Origin of the sequence: Saccharibacillus kuerlensis DSM 22868 (genome assembly GCF_000378145.1) — a bacterium.
Lineage (GTDB): Bacteria > Bacillota > Bacilli > Paenibacillales > Paenibacillaceae > Saccharibacillus > Saccharibacillus kuerlensis.
This window is the reverse complement of the sequence record NZ_KB899289.1, coordinates 89,862-106,539: the sequence shown is the minus strand read 5'-3', so window position 1 is coordinate 106,539 and position 16,678 is coordinate 89,862. Positions and strand designations below refer to the sequence as shown.

The 16,678-nt window shown below is 49.9% G+C and carries 13 protein-coding genes; 5 read left to right on the top strand and 8 right to left on the bottom strand.

What is annotated here, in order from left to right; translation table 11 throughout:
- Positions 1-17: 17 nt before the first annotated feature.
- The 5 genes from F456_RS0114075 to F456_RS0114055 all read right to left on the bottom strand — a co-directional run bounded on the left by F456_RS0114075 (position 18) and on the right by F456_RS0114055 (position 5,090).
- The gene (locus F456_RS0114075; RefSeq protein WP_018977689.1) at positions 18-428 is read right to left on the bottom strand and encodes a DUF350 domain-containing protein; all 411 of its coding nucleotides are present in this window, start codon (positions 426-428) and stop codon (positions 18-20) included.
- 162 nt (positions 429-590) lie between these two features.
- A complete protein-coding gene (locus F456_RS0114070) occupies positions 591-1,262 on the bottom strand; it encodes a PspA/IM30 family protein (protein ID WP_018977688.1) in 672 nt (223 codons plus the stop codon).
- A 316-nt stretch (positions 1,263-1,578) separates the two neighbouring features.
- The gene (locus F456_RS0114065; protein ID WP_018977687.1) at positions 1,579-2,613 is read right to left on the bottom strand and encodes an NADH:flavin oxidoreductase/NADH oxidase; all 1,035 of its coding nucleotides are present in this window, start codon (positions 2,611-2,613) and stop codon (positions 1,579-1,581) included.
- Between the two features lie 289 nt (positions 2,614-2,902).
- A complete protein-coding gene (locus F456_RS0114060) occupies positions 2,903-3,628 on the bottom strand; it encodes an amino acid ABC transporter ATP-binding protein (RefSeq protein ID WP_018977686.1) in 726 nt (241 codons plus the stop codon).
- Positions 3,615-5,090 (bottom strand): ABC transporter substrate-binding protein/permease, encoded by a 1,476-nt coding sequence (locus tag F456_RS0114055; protein WP_018977685.1) that lies wholly within the window; start codon positions 5,088-5,090, stop codon positions 3,615-3,617. Before F456_RS0114055 ends, F456_RS0114060 begins: the two co-directional genes overlap by 14 nt.
- 202 nt (positions 5,091-5,292) lie before the next feature.
- On the opposite strand from F456_RS0114055, the gene F456_RS0114050 reads away from it, so the two are divergent.
- A complete protein-coding gene (locus F456_RS0114050) occupies positions 5,293-6,474 on the top strand; it encodes a M20 family metallopeptidase (protein WP_018977684.1) in 1,182 nt (393 codons plus the stop codon).
- Positions 6,475-6,658: 184 nt separating this feature from the next.
- Here the strand turns inward: F456_RS0114050 and F456_RS0114045 are convergent, their stop codons facing one another.
- Positions 6,659-7,231: a GNAT family N-acetyltransferase gene (locus tag F456_RS0114045; protein WP_026293889.1), complete on the bottom strand. Its 573-nt coding sequence runs from the start codon at positions 7,229-7,231 to the stop codon at positions 6,659-6,661.
- A 210-nt stretch (positions 7,232-7,441) separates the two neighbouring features.
- Here F456_RS0114045 and F456_RS0114040 point away from each other — a divergent pair, with 210 nt between their 5' ends.
- The 4 genes from F456_RS0114040 (at position 7,442) to F456_RS25025 (ending at position 12,888) form a co-directional block, all read left to right on the top strand.
- Positions 7,442-8,668 carry an ATP-grasp domain-containing protein gene (locus tag F456_RS0114040; protein WP_018977682.1) on the top strand — a complete coding sequence of 409 codons (1,227 nt, stop codon included), beginning with the start codon at positions 7,442-7,444 and terminating at the stop codon, positions 8,666-8,668.
- A gap of 15 nt (positions 8,669-8,683) precedes the next feature.
- A complete protein-coding gene (locus tag F456_RS0114035) occupies positions 8,684-10,651 on the top strand; it encodes a hypothetical protein (protein WP_018977681.1) in 1,968 nt (655 codons plus the stop codon).
- A gap of 270 nt (positions 10,652-10,921) precedes the next feature.
- A complete protein-coding gene (locus F456_RS0114030) occupies positions 10,922-12,670 on the top strand; it encodes an alpha-glycosidase (RefSeq protein ID WP_018977680.1) in 1,749 nt (582 codons plus the stop codon).
- A gap of 83 nt (positions 12,671-12,753) precedes the next feature.
- The gene (locus tag F456_RS25025) at positions 12,754-12,888 is read left to right on the top strand and encodes a hypothetical protein (RefSeq protein ID WP_018977679.1); all 135 of its coding nucleotides are present in this window, start codon (positions 12,754-12,756) and stop codon (positions 12,886-12,888) included.
- A gap of 263 nt (positions 12,889-13,151) precedes the next feature.
- On the opposite strand, the gene glgA is transcribed toward F456_RS25025, so the two are convergent.
- Together glgA and glgB are read right to left on the bottom strand one after the other, a co-directional pair.
- Entirely contained in the window at positions 13,152-14,582 is a 1,431-nt protein-coding gene (glgA, locus tag F456_RS0114020; protein ID WP_018977678.1) for a glycogen synthase GlgA, read from the bottom strand.
- Complete coding sequence (gene glgB, locus F456_RS0114015) at positions 14,579-16,657, bottom strand: 1,4-alpha-glucan branching protein GlgB (RefSeq protein ID WP_018977677.1); 2,079 nt, start codon at positions 16,655-16,657, stop codon at positions 14,579-14,581. The genes glgA and glgB overlap by 4 nt, the downstream gene beginning before the upstream one ends.
- Between the last annotated feature and the right edge of the window lie 21 nt (positions 16,658-16,678).

Here is a 16,678-nt window from a genome sequence, read left to right as displayed (position 1 = left end):
CTATCGTATTAGGTGAATCAGATCGACAGAGCGGACGTAATGATCAAAGCTCCAACCACGTGCAGCGTGCCGGCGAACAGACCATGGGCGATGTTGCCTCGCTCTGTCCCTTCATCGAGGTTAAGACCGATCCACCTGCGCAGCATAAACTCTACCGCCCGTTCCAAGACAAGCAGAATGATAAAGGAAATAAAGGAAACGATCCAGGCGTTGACAATGCTCAGCGAGCCTTCCAGCACATAAGCCAGAATAAAGCCCTGAGCAAAAATCTTCATGACCAGACGAATCGTTACAGCAAGATTTCCTTTTTTGAGTTCTTCGAAATCTTTGTACTTCGTAAACAGTGAGTCAATGAGCATTAACAGGGTCAGCAGAACTGCTCCGGAAAGCGTCCATACTGCCAATCTTGCCAAATCTGAAAATTCCACTTTCCGACCTCCCTTACGCACCCATTATGTATCGGACTTTTCCTGATAAATATTGAAGTCCTCCAAACCATGAAAAAGCGAAGGGAGCCGCCGCGTACACGCGTTCCCCTTCGCCTGGCTCCGTTCGCCTTACCGGCGCTTCAAGCCTTTATTCGGAATAACTTATTCTTTCTTCTCGTACTGCTGCATGAGTGCAGCCAGCTCGCTGTCCACGGCGCTGTTCTTGCCCAGCTCCGCAAACTCATCGTCAAGCGATTTGCCTTTGCTGGACATCTCGTTGCTCGCTTCGGCACGTGCTTCCATGTTGAGCATCTTCTCTTCCATACGCTTCAGACCGGAAGTCGCACTGTCGGAGTTGAAGCCGGACATCGTCTTGTTGATCTCCGTCTGAGCTTTGGCTGCGCTGTAACGGGCAACCAGCGTGTCGCGCTTGTTCTTCATTTCGTTCAGCTGCTTGCGCATTTCTTCCAGCTTGCCGCGAAGATTATCGGCAGCTGCCTTGTTCTGATCGAAGCTGTTCTTGTACTCGGTCATCTTCTGTTCAGCGGCGTTCTTCTCTTCGAGAGCGCGGCGGGCCAGATCGACATTCTGAGCTTGGGCAGCCATATGAGCCTGCTCCGTACGACGGTTCACCAGCTCCTGCTGTTCCTCGTAGAGCTGCTTGAATTTCTTCTCGATCGCGATCTGAGCGGCAACCGCCTTCTCTGCGTCGGCAAGGTCTTCCTGCATATCACGAATGTATTGATCCGTCAGCTTAATCGGATCCTCTGCCTTCTCAATCATAGCGTAAACGTTGGACAGCGTAAGGTCTCTCAATCTTTTAAAAACGGACATTCTGTTTGCCTCCTTGAAAGTGTTCTTCAATTAGTGTTTTGAACCATTACCCTTTCTTTTACGGAGAAGAACAAATTCGGTTCCATTCCTTGTCTTATTTTCGAAAAATATTTTTGTTAAAGGCGGTAATTCGTCATCATATCCTCGCCAAATTGCCGAACTATGTACATCTTTTCCATCGTGCCTTGATAATGAGTGACTGGCTATGATACAAAACACGCAATGAATCGCACGATGAATGATGTGAATTTGGAGCGAAAAATCCGTATTCCACGGCATGACGCTGCGAAATACGGATCTATAAGAAACATTTAATTTACTTCGACTTGCGATAACCACGTTGATACTGCTCGGGCACTTCAAGCTCGCCGTTCAGCTCGCGGGAAGCATGTACAGCCCAGTACGGATCTCGCAGCATACCGCGGCCGACCGCGACAAGATCCGCACGACCTTCCGTAACGACGCGCTGTGCATCCTCGAATTCATCCAGCATACCAACAGCGATAACCGGTACATTCAGCGCTTGCCGGATTTTCTCGGCCAGGCCTACCTGGTAGCCGGGACCGACGCCCGGAGCTCCGCCGGCGCCGATTGGACCTTCTCCTCCGGAGGAGATATGGAAGATGTCCGCTCCTGCATCACGGTAACGGCGGCAGGTCTCCATAATATCTTCGACACCGTAACCTCCGTCGACATATTCAGCAGCCGAGACACGAATCAGTACCGGCATTTCAGCGGGTACTTCCGCACGAACGGCACGGGTGACTTCTTCGCCGAACAGGGCAAGATCACGGCCGTACTCGTCATCACGCTTGTTGGTCAGCGGCGAATGGAACTGGTGAATCAAATAACCGTGTGCGCCATGGATTTCGACCGTATCGAATCCGGCCTGAATAGCTCGGCGGGCCGCATCGGCATACAGCTGTACCATTTCCTTGACTTCTTCCGTTGTCAGCGCTCTAGGCGTCCGGTAATTCTCGTCGAACGCAATTGCAGAAGGAGCAACCGGAGGCTGCGCGTCTTCCGCTTTGCGCCCCGCATGTCCAAGCTGAATAGCCGCTTTCGCACCATAACGGTGAATGCCGTCCACGATTTTTTTCCAAGCCGGAATCATGTCGTCGCTCCAGATTCCCGTGTCGCGGTTCGTAATTCGACCATCTGGATGAATGCCGGACATTTCGGCGATAATAAATCCGGTCCCTCCAACTGCACGGCTGATATAATGCACATCGTGCCATTCATTTGGAATTCCATCCTCGGCATCTACCGAATATTGGCACATCGGAGGCATTACGATCCGGTTCGGGAGCTCAAGCCCCTTATATTCAAATCTAGAAAACAAATCGGTCATTTCTCATTCTCCTTCCGTTTCCCAACAATCTATATTTAAGTAACCACATGCGGTTTCTATTATACTCTTTTTTTCGTTCGATCCAAGTCCGGGAATTATCGAAATAAAAGACAAGGTATCGGGGCGCAAAACCTTGGTGAAGTGCTGTAGAATCTTAGAAAAAGTGCGGTGGAATTAAAAAAGCGGCCGCATCCCGGTAATTAACCGGAAAGCAGCCGCTGCAGCAACCTTTAAAACTTTTTAACTCACCTTCACTTTTCAACTCACGTTAATCAGTTCGGAATTGATTTTATACAAGGACTTTACTTAAGAAATCCTGCGTCCGCACATTTTTCGGTGCGCTGAACACTTCTTCCGGCGTACCTTCCTCAACGATCACTCCACCGTCCATGAAGATGATCCGGTCGCCGACTTCGCGGGCGAAGCCCATCTCGTGTGTGACGATGACCATCGTCATACCGTCTTCGGCGAGTTTCTTCATGACGTCCAGTACTTCTCCGACCATTTCCGGATCAAGCGCCGAAGTAGGTTCGTCGAACAGCATCACATGCGGCTGCATAGCCAGCGCACGTACGATGGCGATCCGCTGCTTCTGTCCTCCGGACAATTGGGCCGGGTAAGCATTCTTTTTGTCGGACAGGCCGACAGACTGCAGCAGAGACTCGGCACGCTTCTCGGCCTCGGATTTGGACAATCCGAGCAGGCGGATCGGGGCGAGCGTAATGTTTTCCAGTACGGTCTTATGCGGGAACAGATTGAACTGCTGGAATACCATGCCCATTTTCTCGCGCGTCTTGTCGATGTTGTGCTTCTTGTCGGTAATCGGCTGTCCTTCGAACAGGATCTCTCCTCCCGTTACGTCTTCAAGCCGATTCAGACAGCGCAGAAACGTACTTTTGCCCGAGCCGCTCGGCCCGATTACAACGACGACTTCGCCTTTTTTGATTTCGGCATCAATCCCGCGCAGGACTTGATTTTTGCCAAACGATTTTTGCAAATTTTTAACGGTTATCACCGGCGCTCAACCTCCGTTCGAATACATTCAGCAGCTTGGACAGAATGAGCGTCATAATGAGGTAGATGACGGCTGCGATCACAAGCGGATACAGACCGGAATAGGTCAGTGTACGTACAGCATTGGCCTGGAACATCAGATCGGCCACCCCGATAAACGATACAATCGAAGATTCTTTGATAATGACGATAAACTCGTTGCCGATCGCCGGCAGAACGCTCTTAATCGCCTGCGGAATGATGATGGTACGCATGGCCATGCCGCGCGGCATGCCCAGCGAGCGGGCCGCTTCCATCTGTCCGCGATCGACACCTTGGATACCTGCACGGAAGATTTCCGCCAGATAAGCTGAACTGTTGATCGACAGGGTGATGATCCCTGACTGCAGTACCGTAAATCTGATGTCGAATGCACTGGCCAGACCAAAGTGGATGATCAGCAGCTGCACCAGCATCGGCGTACCGCGAAGAACTTCAATGTAAGTGACTGCAATCCATTTCAGAACCTTGACGCCCGACAAGCGCAGCAGCGCGACCAGCAGGCCAATCAGGAAGCCGAACAATACGCCCAATGCGGACAGCAGCAGCGTATATTGTACGCCGTCCGCATAGAAGCCGCGGTATTTCCAGAAGAATGAAAAGATATTGCTCGGCGCTTCTTCGCCCGAACTCAGTTCATTGGCTTGACGAATAAATTCGTCAACGGCATTGGTTGCGCGAAGACGTTCGAGCGTGACATTAATCTGCTCCGTCAGCTCCGTATTTCCTTTTTGGACGGCAATCGCCATCGGCGTATCGCTGTCTTCCGGCGCCGCCTCAGCGATCGCAATCCCTGGGCGGTTGTTAACCTGTGATTCCGCTACCGGCCCTTCAAATACCGCTGCATTGACCCGCTCGGAAGTCAGAAGGCTGACTACATCGGAAATACTTTTGACCGATGTGACCTGCGCGTTTGGAATATCGTTCGCGATCTCTTCTTGAATCGATCCTGTCTGCACACCGATCTGTTCACCTTCGAGAGCATCCATCGTTGCATATTTGTCAACATCCTCGGAACGGGTCAGAATGACCTGGCGTGAAATGTAATACAAATCCGAGAAGTCTACATTTTGGCGTCTTTCGTCGGTAGGTGTCATACCGGAAATGATCATGTCGATCCGGCCGCTCTGCAGCGACGGAATCAAACTGTCGAACGACATATTTTCAATAACCAGTTCCGCGCCCATGTCTTTCGCAATTTCTTCTGCGATCATGACATCGGAACCGACGATCTTACTGTTTCCGTCGACCGTCATCATAAATTCGTACGGCGCAAAGTCCGCACTTAATCCAACAGTAATGGTCTTTTTCTCACTCGTGCTTGAAGCGTTCTGCTGCTGCGCGTGTCCATGGCCCGGATACAAAGCCAGCGCGAGCATCAACAGAGCCATCAGCATCGGGATAATCCTTTTAAGTCTCAACATGCCCTCTCTCCACTCTTATTAAAATAGACAAGTCATTATAAAATAATATTTATATTTATACAACATTATACGACAAATGTCGCCTACTTTTTTTATTCTTGCAAACTTATTTCATTATCAGAACCCGCGCCCGCGTTGAAAAGGGTTCATCCCCATGATAGACTTGGTCTCTAAGTCCACCCAATAAGGAGCGTTTGCATAGATGAATAATAAACAACAAATGTTTGCGGAGATTGATCTCCATGCCGCGGAATTAAAGGAGATTGCGTCCTATATTGCGCAAAATCCCGAGCTTGGCAACGAGGAGTTCAAAGCGTCCGCCCGGCTAAGACAGTCGCTCGTCGATCACGGCTTTCAGGTAGACGCTCCTGTACTTGGAATCGAAACGGCGTTTCTCGGAACATTCCGTTCGGAAAAACCGGGACCGGTCGTCGCGCTGCTGTGCGAGTATGATGCCCTTCCCGAAATCGGCCATGCATGCGGACATCATCTGATCTGCACGATGAGTCTTGGCGCGGCGATCGGTCTTAAAAATATCATGAAGGAACTTGGAGGAACGCTGAGGGTCTACGGCACGCCGGCCGAGGAAACCCGGGGAGCCAAAGTAACAATGGCCGACGCCGGTTTGTTCGACGACTGCGATTTTGCGCTGATGGCGCATCCGTATTACGCGTTCCAGAAATCGGGCAGCGCTCTGGCAATGGATGCGATTCAGTATGAATTTCACGGCAAAGCTTCGCATGCGGCAGCCAGCCCTGAGTCGGGAATCAACGCGCTGGATGCGGTGCTGCAGCTGTTCAACGCAGTCAATGCGCAGCGCCAGCAGACCCGCTCGGATGCCCGAATCCACGGCATTATCAACCACGGCGGAGTCGCCGCAAATATTATTCCTGATTACGCCTCTGCCCAATTCTATATTCGCTCCGCGGATCGGCCGTATACGAACGAACTGGTGTCCAAAGTTCGCCGGATCGCCGAAGGTGCGGCACTCCAGACCGGCTGCGAAGTGAAGATATCGAACTATGAGTATTCGTACGATGAGCTGATTACTAACGAGACACTGTCGGATACGTTCACCCGCAACCTGATTGAAGCCGGCGTGGAACCGGCAATGATTCAGGAACCTGAAAACGGCGGTTCCGCCGATGTCGGCAATGTATCTACACGTTGTCCAGCGATCCACCCTTACGTCCAAGTCGTTTATGAACGCCATGAGCTGCACAGCATCGGCTTCCGTGACTTAGCTCAGCAGGAAGCCGCTTATGAGGCTATGGTTTTCGGAGCCAAAATGCTTGCCGGAACCGCTTACGATACACTGACGGTACCAGGGCTGCTGGAACGCGTACGCGAAGAATTCGACATGTCGGCCGGCGCTGCGAAATAAGCAGGGCGCAGCTCAAGAATAACGTTTTCTTCCGCCGCGCTTTTTGAAGCAGCCTGCAGCCCTTCTCAAAAGCAAAAAGCTGACTGTATCCGATTGGATGCAGTCAGCTTTTTGCTTTTCATTAGCTTCTCTTTCGAACCTTGCCGCTTGTCTTCAAGTTGTTTTCAAACTCTTCCTCCCTTTATTAGGCTTGACGAATCGTCGGGCGCGAGGGAAGTGTAAGACTCAACACCTCATCGACCGGCTGCGGAAACTTGCCGTAATATTCTTCAGAGCGGTATGCATGTACCTGCTCATAGCTTTCTTTCATCCGCTCATAAACCCATTCGTCCGTGACCGGTTTGGGCGACCAACAGTAGACATCCATAATATTCAGCATACCCGTAACGACATGCGTACGTACATAACGGATCGATTCCACACGCCTAAAACCCAGCTTTTCATAGAAACGGATACGTTTGCCTGTGTCAGGATCGTCGGGCGTTTCAGGTTCCACTTCCAAAACGATCGGTTTGCCTTTGCTCTTCATGTCTTCGATGACCCGGCTTCCAACTCCGCTGCTGCGCTGGCCTGGAGACACAAGCATGAAATCGACGAAAATAAACGAATCCTTTTCCAAATAAACCGTGACATATTCCTTGGCTTCCGCTACCCGGTATTGTTCCGGCTTATCTGCTAACAGCGCTTTCATATGCGGTAACGATTTCATTTCTTGAATGGGAAAGTACTCTCCTAATCTGTCGAACCATGATGTCATGAATAAACCCCTCTCCGATGCTGTGTTTGTTCTGTACTGTGAATATGCTGTGGAATTAGATGGTCGCTCTTTTCTTAATTTAACGTTTGTATCAGAGAACGAAACCATATTCCCATTGTTTTTCCCATAAATTGTTTCAGCTTTACAATTACCGTCTATCTTAAATTGGGTCTTCTTTATTTTTTAACTTTGAAACGGAGGAATCATATCGTGGAAGATTCAATCTTAAATCAGGGCATAACCGCGCTTCTGGGTTGGAGCCTGCCTGTTATCGAAGCCGCCGATCGCATGGATCGCCCTTTCCTCGTAGTCGGTCCTCCAGAGTTCCAGGAATTTGCCGATCGCAACGAAATTGCTTTTGTCGCCTGGCAGTTCGAACGTCTGAACGAACAGTCCGGTGAGTTGGCCGAACTGCTGGAGCAGAAAGGCGTCAAGCTGGCTGTGCCAATCTATGAAGAAACCGTGGAATGGGCTGGAGCCTTAAATGCCCGTTTCCAAAAGGACCCCCGTATTTTCAACCGCTCTCTGCTCTTGCGGGACAAAGGTCTGATGAAGCGCAGAGCGCAAATGGCCGGCATCAAAGTCGGCGTGTTTGAAGAAGCTTACAATCGCGACGACGTTCACCGCTTCCTCAAGCGGGTTAACGAAGCGCTGATTAAGCTGGACGGCGACATTAATGATCCTGTGCATGTCAAGCCGCTCAGCAAAGCGGGCACTGTGGGGCATCGGCTGATTCGGGAAGCAGGCGATATCGACCTGATTCCGGACGAAGATTTCCCATGCTTGATTGAGAGCCATCTGGACGGTCAGGAGTTTTCCTGTGAAGTATTCGTGCATAATGGAAAAATCCGTTTCTTAAACATTACGGAATACGTACATCTGGGCCATTCCAATTTCGTTCCTGCTTCGCCAGAACTCGAAACCTGGAGACCCCAAATTCACGCTGCGATCGAAAAACTGATCAGCGCGTTTGAAATTAAATACGGCATTATTCATCCCGAGTACTTTATTTCTCCGGACGGCACCCTGAATTTTGGTGAGGTGGCCGCACGAATCCCGGGGGGCCACATTTTTGACCTGATCGGCAAAGCATACGGCTTTAACGCTTATCAGGCCCAAATTTTGTGCAGTGATCCTGATACGACCGAGGAAGAGCTGAAAGCGTTTTTCCCAAAAGAAGTCGAGGATGCGAAAGGCTATGCCGGCAGCTTGATGGTGTACCCTCGCGTACGTCTGATTCAACGCCTGAACGTGCCTACTGAGCTCAAAAACGACCCTTATTTCGACCGGCACGACATGTTCATTCCGGCAACGAGTAAAGTTGCGGAACGTGTCGGCTTCGGCAACCATTACGGCACTGTCTTTTTCTACGGAGACAACAGCGCAAGAATGAAAGAGCTGCTTCTGCAATACGAGGATTACGATTTTTATATTTAAAAGGGGGTTGCTGCATTGACAGACACTGCCGTCCAAGCCGCTGAAAGCAAATTCGAGCAGGCACTCCAAACGCTTGAGCAGGCCAAGCCTTTTGCCAAAAGCCTCTACCAGACCGAAGTTTTTCAAAGAGCCATTGATCTGGCCCATACAGACGAAGGCCTTGACCTCTTAAAAACGCATGCTGCACGCTTCGATGCAGCCGGTGTTTTCTCCGGTGGGCCTTGGGAAGACGCTTCCAAGCTGCAGCCCGGCTTCGTCGGAGGATCGCTCAAGCTCAAAGGCGTTAATTCCGTTGTGGAACTAATGAGCGAACTGAGAATGCTGGCGATAGCCCGCGGCGAGTATGAACATCCAGGAGTGACTGCTGACGAGGCCCGGACTTTTCTGAACGAAGTGATGGCGCTTAATCTGAATTTCTTGTTCCCTGCCGAAACGGAAGAAGCCCGCATCGAATCGGGCGAACACCTGGAACGGGCCAACCGCTTGTTCCGTTTGCTGAGTCGCGAACTGTCGTTAAAAGCGATTTCACGCAAAATTGTAGAAGAAATCGACCGCTTGACGACCCAGCGTCCTATCATGGTCGGTCGGATTGTGAACATGATTCGAACTGCGGAAAAGATGCTTGAAGAAGATATCGACGCCGACACTCGTTCCTCTCTCGAACACTACGTTAAAGCGACCGGCACACCAACTCCGTTTAGCGAACGTCATTCCGATCTTCGCGACTATGGGCGATTCCTGCGTGAAGCTTCCGAGGAAGAACTGCTGCAGGAAGCCGAAGCTTTTGCGAGAATGATGCATTCTACCGGTCTTGTCTCTGCTTACCATGCAACATTTATTAGGCATGCGAATCGCAAAAATCACGACTTGATTGCCGCAGCGCTCGGCCTGGATGATATCGGACGCGCCTTTCTGGATACCCAGCATGAGCTGGTTCGCGATATGATTCAGGTAGCCGTTACCCCAGAAACCTGCCAGATCCTATATGGTTTTGCAGGTATGCTCAATCGTGGGCTGCTGTCGCAGGATGCACTGCTTCCCTCTCTGCGGCGTCTTTTTGAGATTGACATTCATCCGGATGTCCACAAAATCCTTCTCTCGGAAGAGCACAAGCGCAGCGGCATCGGTCCAAACGCCGTTCTGCTCGGAGGTACGATCAGCGTGTTAGGACAGCCGCTGGGAGTCGGTCAGGGATTGAATCCGACCTGCCAATCGGCACGTGCTATCAGCCTATGGTCTCAACATGCGCAGAATCAGCTGCTGGAATACATCGTACGCGCAGCGCGCGACAATGACATCGACATAACGTTCGAAGGCGAAGTCATTTTCTCCAGCCAATTGGAAGGCGGCGTAGCCGAGGAAATTCATCAGGAATTGGATCCAGTATCTAAAGTTCTCGTTCCCCATCTTGACAAAATTTATAATGAGATGATGAAACGGACGCTGCTTCGGCTCGAGGATGGACATAAGTGGGTTAATCCTGCCTTTTACGGCGAATGGATTCAACGGGGCTTTATCAATCTGGTTGACCCGCTTACTGGGGCTGTCGTAAATTTCTCGGCCTTTGTCAAATTGTTCTATGCCACACATCATCCCGATTACAATAACGGCTATGAGCTGATCTATCCCAACCCGGTCGGCATTTATATCACCAACGTATCGGGAGAACTGCTTGGCCTGCACGCCGTGTCCATTCAACGGGTTGCCAAGGACGAGTCAGGAGAGTGGCGCATTTACTTCTATAACCCGAATAATGACAGCGGACAGAATTGGGGACAAGGCATCGAACCGAGTGTCAAAGGCCACGGCGAATTTGAAGGTGAAGCCTCTCTTCCATTCGCCCAGTTCGTCGCCCGCATGTATGCATTCCATTATAATCCTTATGAGCAGGGCGATACGTATATGGTGGAAACGGAGATTGTGGAAGAAATCGAGAAAATGGCAAGAGAAAGCTGGGGTGTAGGTTATACCTGGGCTTTGTGAAATTGCTGCTCATGCGATTTCACACATTTGATTAGAATTGATCTTCGCCGAATTAGGGAGACGCCAATGATTCGCGGGCGTCTTTTTTCATTTTCTTCCCCTTCTGTCTATTGAACAAGACATTCGAATCATGCGCTGCGATTTGCTTGTCGCTTGGTTTCATCGTTCTCTTTTGCGGGGTAATGGAAACCATTCTTGATTTTTTTGTAACAATTCCTTTTATTTCTATATTCTGTTTCCACTCGATTCGTGCAAAGGAGCGATTAACTGATGTTTCGGGAAGCGATGTATCATGTACCGCGCGACAAATGGGCTTACTCCTACGATCTGCACACGATCCACCTTCGTTTTCGAACCAAGAAAAACGATGTTGACCGCGTTACGGCACTGACGGGTGATAAATACGATTGGAGCCGCACATATTTTGAAGTGGAATTGGAAAAGGCGGCCACCGATGAATATTTCGATTATTGGGAAGGTCCTGTGCGTCCGAAATTCAAGCGCGTCGCGTACATATTCCGGCTCATTTCGAACGGCGAAACGCTGTTTAAAGCCGATAACGAGTTTCATAACGGCTTCCCCAACCCCACCGGAGGATTTTACGAGTTTCCTTACATCCATGCAGTAGACCTATTTGCCGCACCTCACTGGGCCAAAAAAGCGATCTTTTACCAAATCATGCCCGACCGTTTCGCAAACGGTGATCCGTCGAACGATCCACCGAACAGTTTGCCATGGGGCGAACAGCCGACATTGACCGATTATTTTGGCGGAGATCTGCAGGGTGTACTGGATCATCTGGATTATTTAGTGGAACTAGGAATCAACGCGATCTACTTCACTCCCGTCTTCACAGGAAGCTCTTATCATAAATACGACACCATTGATTATAAAACGGTCGATCCGCATCTTGGCAACAGCAAGCTGCTTAAGGAGCTGGTCCAGACTTGTCACGGCAGAGGGATACGCGTCATTCTGGATGCGGTCTTCAACCACTGCAGCGATCAGTTCCCTCCCTTTCAGGATGTGTTAGCCAAAGGATCTTATTCGCCTTATGCAGACTGGTTTCATATCAATGAGTTCCCACTCGGTACTAAAGACGGTGTACCGACCTACGACACGTTCGGCTTCTATTCGAATATGCCCAAGTTCAATACCGAAAATGAAGAAGTCCGCAAATATCTGCTTGGCGTCGCCAAGTATTGGATCAAAGAGATCGGCGTAGACGGCTGGCGACTGGATGTAGCGGACGAGGTAGACCATCATTTTTGGCGTGAATTCCGGGATGTCGTAAAGGGTGCCAAGCCGGATGCCTATCTGGTCGGCGAAGTATGGAGCGACTCGCTCTCTTGGCTGATGGGCGATCAATTCGATTCCGTTATGAACTATCCGTTTTCCGACAAAGTACTGGCTTTCTTCGGCGGCGGTATGGACGGCTATCAATTTTCCAGTCATATGAGTACCCTGCTTATGCGTTACCCTCAGCAGACCAATGAAGTGGTGTTTAATATGCTCTGCAGTCATGATACGCCGCGTCTGCTTACCCGCTTGGGCGGCGACAAACGCAAGCTGAAGCTGGCCATCGTCTTTTTATTTACGTATACGGGAACGCCCTGCATTTTTTATGGGGACGAGATTGGTCTCCAGGGAGGAGCCGATCCGGATTGCCGGAAGTGTATGGAATGGAATCCCTCCAAGCAGGATCTTGAGCTTTATAACTTTTACCGAATGATGATTGGGCTTCGTAAAAGCAATCCTGCACTCCGGGGCGGTCGTTTTCGTTTCTTGATGGCCCGCTCCGGTGATCCGTGTATCATTTATGAACGGATCGACGATCATATTCATTTTACAATCTGGATAAACAATACTGCCGAGTCGTCCATGCTGTCCCACCCGATGGAGACGGATGACTGGCGCGATGCTTTAACTGGTGAGAATATACTGACGACAGGTGGGCAGCTCGCCATTTCGCTCGATTCTTACGGCTACCGCATCCTTTACCGAAATTTAATGAAATAAAGCGTTTTCATCCCTCCTGTTCTGGTTATCTTTCCTTAAGTGGTTCATGGAATAACGGGAATATGCAAGGAGGAGAAGCCGGTATGTTCTTTGTTGTATCTATGGCAGCAATTGTCGTGTCGATTATGGCTGTACTGAAACGGCTGGATGGAGGTTCAATCGGAACAGGTGTGAAGACGGCGCTGTTTATGCTGCTTTACTATTTCAGTCCGTATTGAGGGGGATTGACGGAAAATCAATCAATTCGGACATCAAAAGACCAAAGAAACCACAGTTCCGATCGGAGCTGTGGTTTCTTTGGTTTATTTCCGCCAAAACGTTGTACACTCCACTTTGTCCCCTTTATTTTGATTCATTTTTTTGGTTTTAACAAGTGTTTGAATGCAAATAAAAAGGGAGAAGGCCTGCCCGGCCTTCTCCCTTTCCTTGCTGCACAGGTAATCCTACCTGCCGCTTTATTCCTGTACTCGCGATGGTGATTTTAATCTTTCAACTGTTCGTAAATGCCCATATATTCCTTAGCGGAAGCCAGCCAGCTGAAATCCGCACTCATGCCGTTTTGCACAATCTTTTTCCAGCTTGGTTCGTCCCGGTAAAAAGCCAGCGCCCGGCGAATCGTATGCAGCATATCGTGTGCATTGTACGAGGAAAAGCTAAAACCGTTACCTTCTCCCGTATGTTCGTTGTATGCCTGGACGGTATCATTTAATCCACCCGTTTCACGAACGATCGGTACACTGCCGTAACGCATGGCAAGCAGTTGACTGATTCCGCACGGCTCGAACATGGATGGCATCAGGAACATATCGCTCGCCGCATAGATGTTGCGCGACAGCGTCTCACTGAAACGAATCTGCGCCGACAGCTGGTTCGGATGGCGGAACGCTGCCTGACGGAACCAATCCTCGTAGCCCGCCTCGCCAGTGCCCAGCACAACAATCTGTACATCATCACCGTACAGCAGCTCATCGAGAATTCGAACGACCAGATCCAATCCTTTGGGCTCTACCAGCCTCGATACAATGCCGATCATTGGCGTCTTGATGTTCACTGGAAGTCCAAGCTCCGTCTGCAGCGCCGTTTTATTTTCACGTTTCTTGGCCAGGCTGCTCTTATAGCGGGTATGCAGCGTTTTATCCGTATTCGGATTATAGCTCTTCGTATCGATTCCGTTCACAATGCCTGTCAGCTTATCGCCAATCGAAGACAATAGACCGTCCAGACCGTATCCGTAATAAGCAGTGCGAATCTCTTGAGCGTAAGTCGGGCTGACCGTCGTTACCTTATCCGCATATACGATACCTGTCTTCATAAAGTTGACACTGCCGTAATATTCCGCGCCTGCTGCTGTGAAATGGCGGTTGTCCAGACCCAGCAGCTCTCCGAATACCGCATAAGGAAACACACCTTGATACAGCAGATTATGAATGGTATATACACTCTGAATGTTGTCGTAAAAAGGATCATGCGCGTACGTATCTTTTAGCAGCAGAGGTACCATTCCCGTATGCCAGTCGTGGCAGTGAATGACATCCGGCTTGAAGCCGATTTCCGGCAGGATATCCAACACGGCTTTGCTGAAAAAGGCAAAACGTTCTCCGTCGTCCCCGTATCCGTAAACGCCGTCGCGTCCGAAATAAAATTCATTATCGATAAAGTAAACCGGGATTCCATTATCGTTATATTCTTCGATCCCGCAGTATTGACTGCGCCATCCCAGCTGTACGAATACGCTGCTTTTGTGCGTCAATTTTTCCTTATATGAATCAGGAATACCACTATACTTGGGCAGCACCACACGAATATCCGCCCCCGCTTCTTTTAGTGCTCTGGGCAGGGCGCCGATTACGTCGGCCAAGCCACCCGTTTTGATAAAAGGTGCTGCTTCCGCAGCTGCAAACAGCAATTTCATTTAGTTTTCCCCTTTCGCTTTGTACCTGATTCATTGGTTTCGTTTATTTCATTCGTTTCGGGCAGCACAACCGATTTGGCATCGTTCTTCTTTTTCACAGCTGCTTTTCTTTTCGGAGCTGGCTTGGCAGCAGCAGGTTCGACAGCCGTTTTTAATGTCTCTGAAGAGCGTCCGCTCTTTTTGAGAATGACAATGCCGAGCGCAGGAAGCTTCACGGGCACGTTATACTCCCGATCATGCCATGCTTCCTTTTCCGCCTTGATCGGCTGCTCGTTTAACAAGCCGCCGCCGCCGAAACGAGTTTCATCGCTGTTGAATACTTCCTTGTACGTTCCCGGCTTATCCACGCCGATGCGGTAATCCTCGTATGCAATTGGGCGGAAGTTAATAAGGATATACAGCGTATCACCCGACTTTTTCCCTTTTCGCATAAAGGTAATTACACTTTGTCCCGCATCCGATGCACTGATCCAGTCGTAACCTTCCCAGTTGTGGTCGATTTCCCAAAGCGCTTTTTCCCCAAGATAAAAATGGTTCAACGCTGCCGTGTAATCTTTCATCTGCCGATGCGCTTCGTAATTGAGCAGGAGCCAGTCAAGTTGTTCTTCGTCTTTCCATTCGATAAACTGACCAAACTCTCCTCCCATAAACAGAAGCTTTTTGCCGGGATGCGTCATTTGGTAGCCCAGAAGCAGGCGAAGTCCTGCAAACTTCTCTTCGTAGCTCCCTGGCGTTTTGTCGAGCAGCGACTTTTTACCATGAACGACTTCGTCATGCGACAGCGGAAGTACAAAGTTCTCCGAATGAGCATATACAATTGGGAATGTTAACAGATTATGCAGTGAAGGTCTTTCATCGAATGCCGTCTCCACATATTTGAGCGTATCGTTCATCCAGCCCATATTCCATTTATAATTGAAGCCCAGTCCACCTTCATGGGCCGGGGCCGTAACATTCGGCCAGGCGCTGGATTCTTCCGCCGCCATGATCGAATTTGGATAGTAGCTGAAAATAATTCGATTGAGCTTGCGCAAAAATTCGATGGCATCGTTATTCTCAACTCCACCATTCTCGTTTGGACGCCATTGATGGGGTTTCTTTTCGAAGTCGAGACGCAGCATGCTTGTTACCGCATCGATCCGCAGACCGTCGAAATGGAATAGGTCCATCCAATAGAGTGCACTGGAGATCAAGAAAGACTGAACCTCCGGTTTGCCGAAATCGAACGACAACGTTCCCCAACCCGGCTTCTCGGCCAACATGGGATCGGCATATTCGTACTGCGGCGTTCCGTCAAACTGTCGCAGGCCGTGTGCATCTTTGGCAAAATGACCCGGCACCCAGTCAAGCAGAACACCAATGTCAGCCTGATGACAGCGGTCGATCAAATACATGAGATCTTTTGCTTCGCCGTAGCGGCTTGTCGGAGCAAAATATCCCGTAGCTTGGTATCCCCATGACAGGTCATAAGGATATTCGGTCAGAGGCATAAATTCCAGATGAGTATAACCCATTTCTTTTACATAAGGAATCAGCAGGTCGGCAAGTTCCCGATATGTATAAAACGTTCCGTCTTCCTTCTGTCGCCATGTGCCAAGCTGCATTTCATAAACGTTCATCGGCTTGGCATAAGGAGCGCGGCGCTTGCGGCGCCAAGCTTGATCCGACCATTCGTAACCTTCCACAGAGCCTACGCGAGAAGCCGTATTCGGCCGCACCTCGGCATATACGCCGTAAGGATCTGCTTTAAGCAAGCGCTCGCCGGTTACCGATTCGATCGCGTATTTATATAGATCTCCATATTGGACGCCTTCAATAAAACCGCTCCAAATCCCCCCCGATTCCGGCACTAATTCAAGCGGGGAGGCACTTCCATCCCATTGATTGATATCCATCGCTACGCCAACCGATACCGCATTGGGCGCCCACACGGTAAATCTTACACCTTCTCTGCTGCCTTCTTTCGTTAAATGAGCGCCGAACACCCGGTAGCTGTGAAAAAAATTACCTTCGTGAAATAAATAAATGTCTTCCTTGGATATTGACTGGGATACAGTTCCCGGCTGCTTGGCCATCTTTTCACGCCCCTTGTTCAA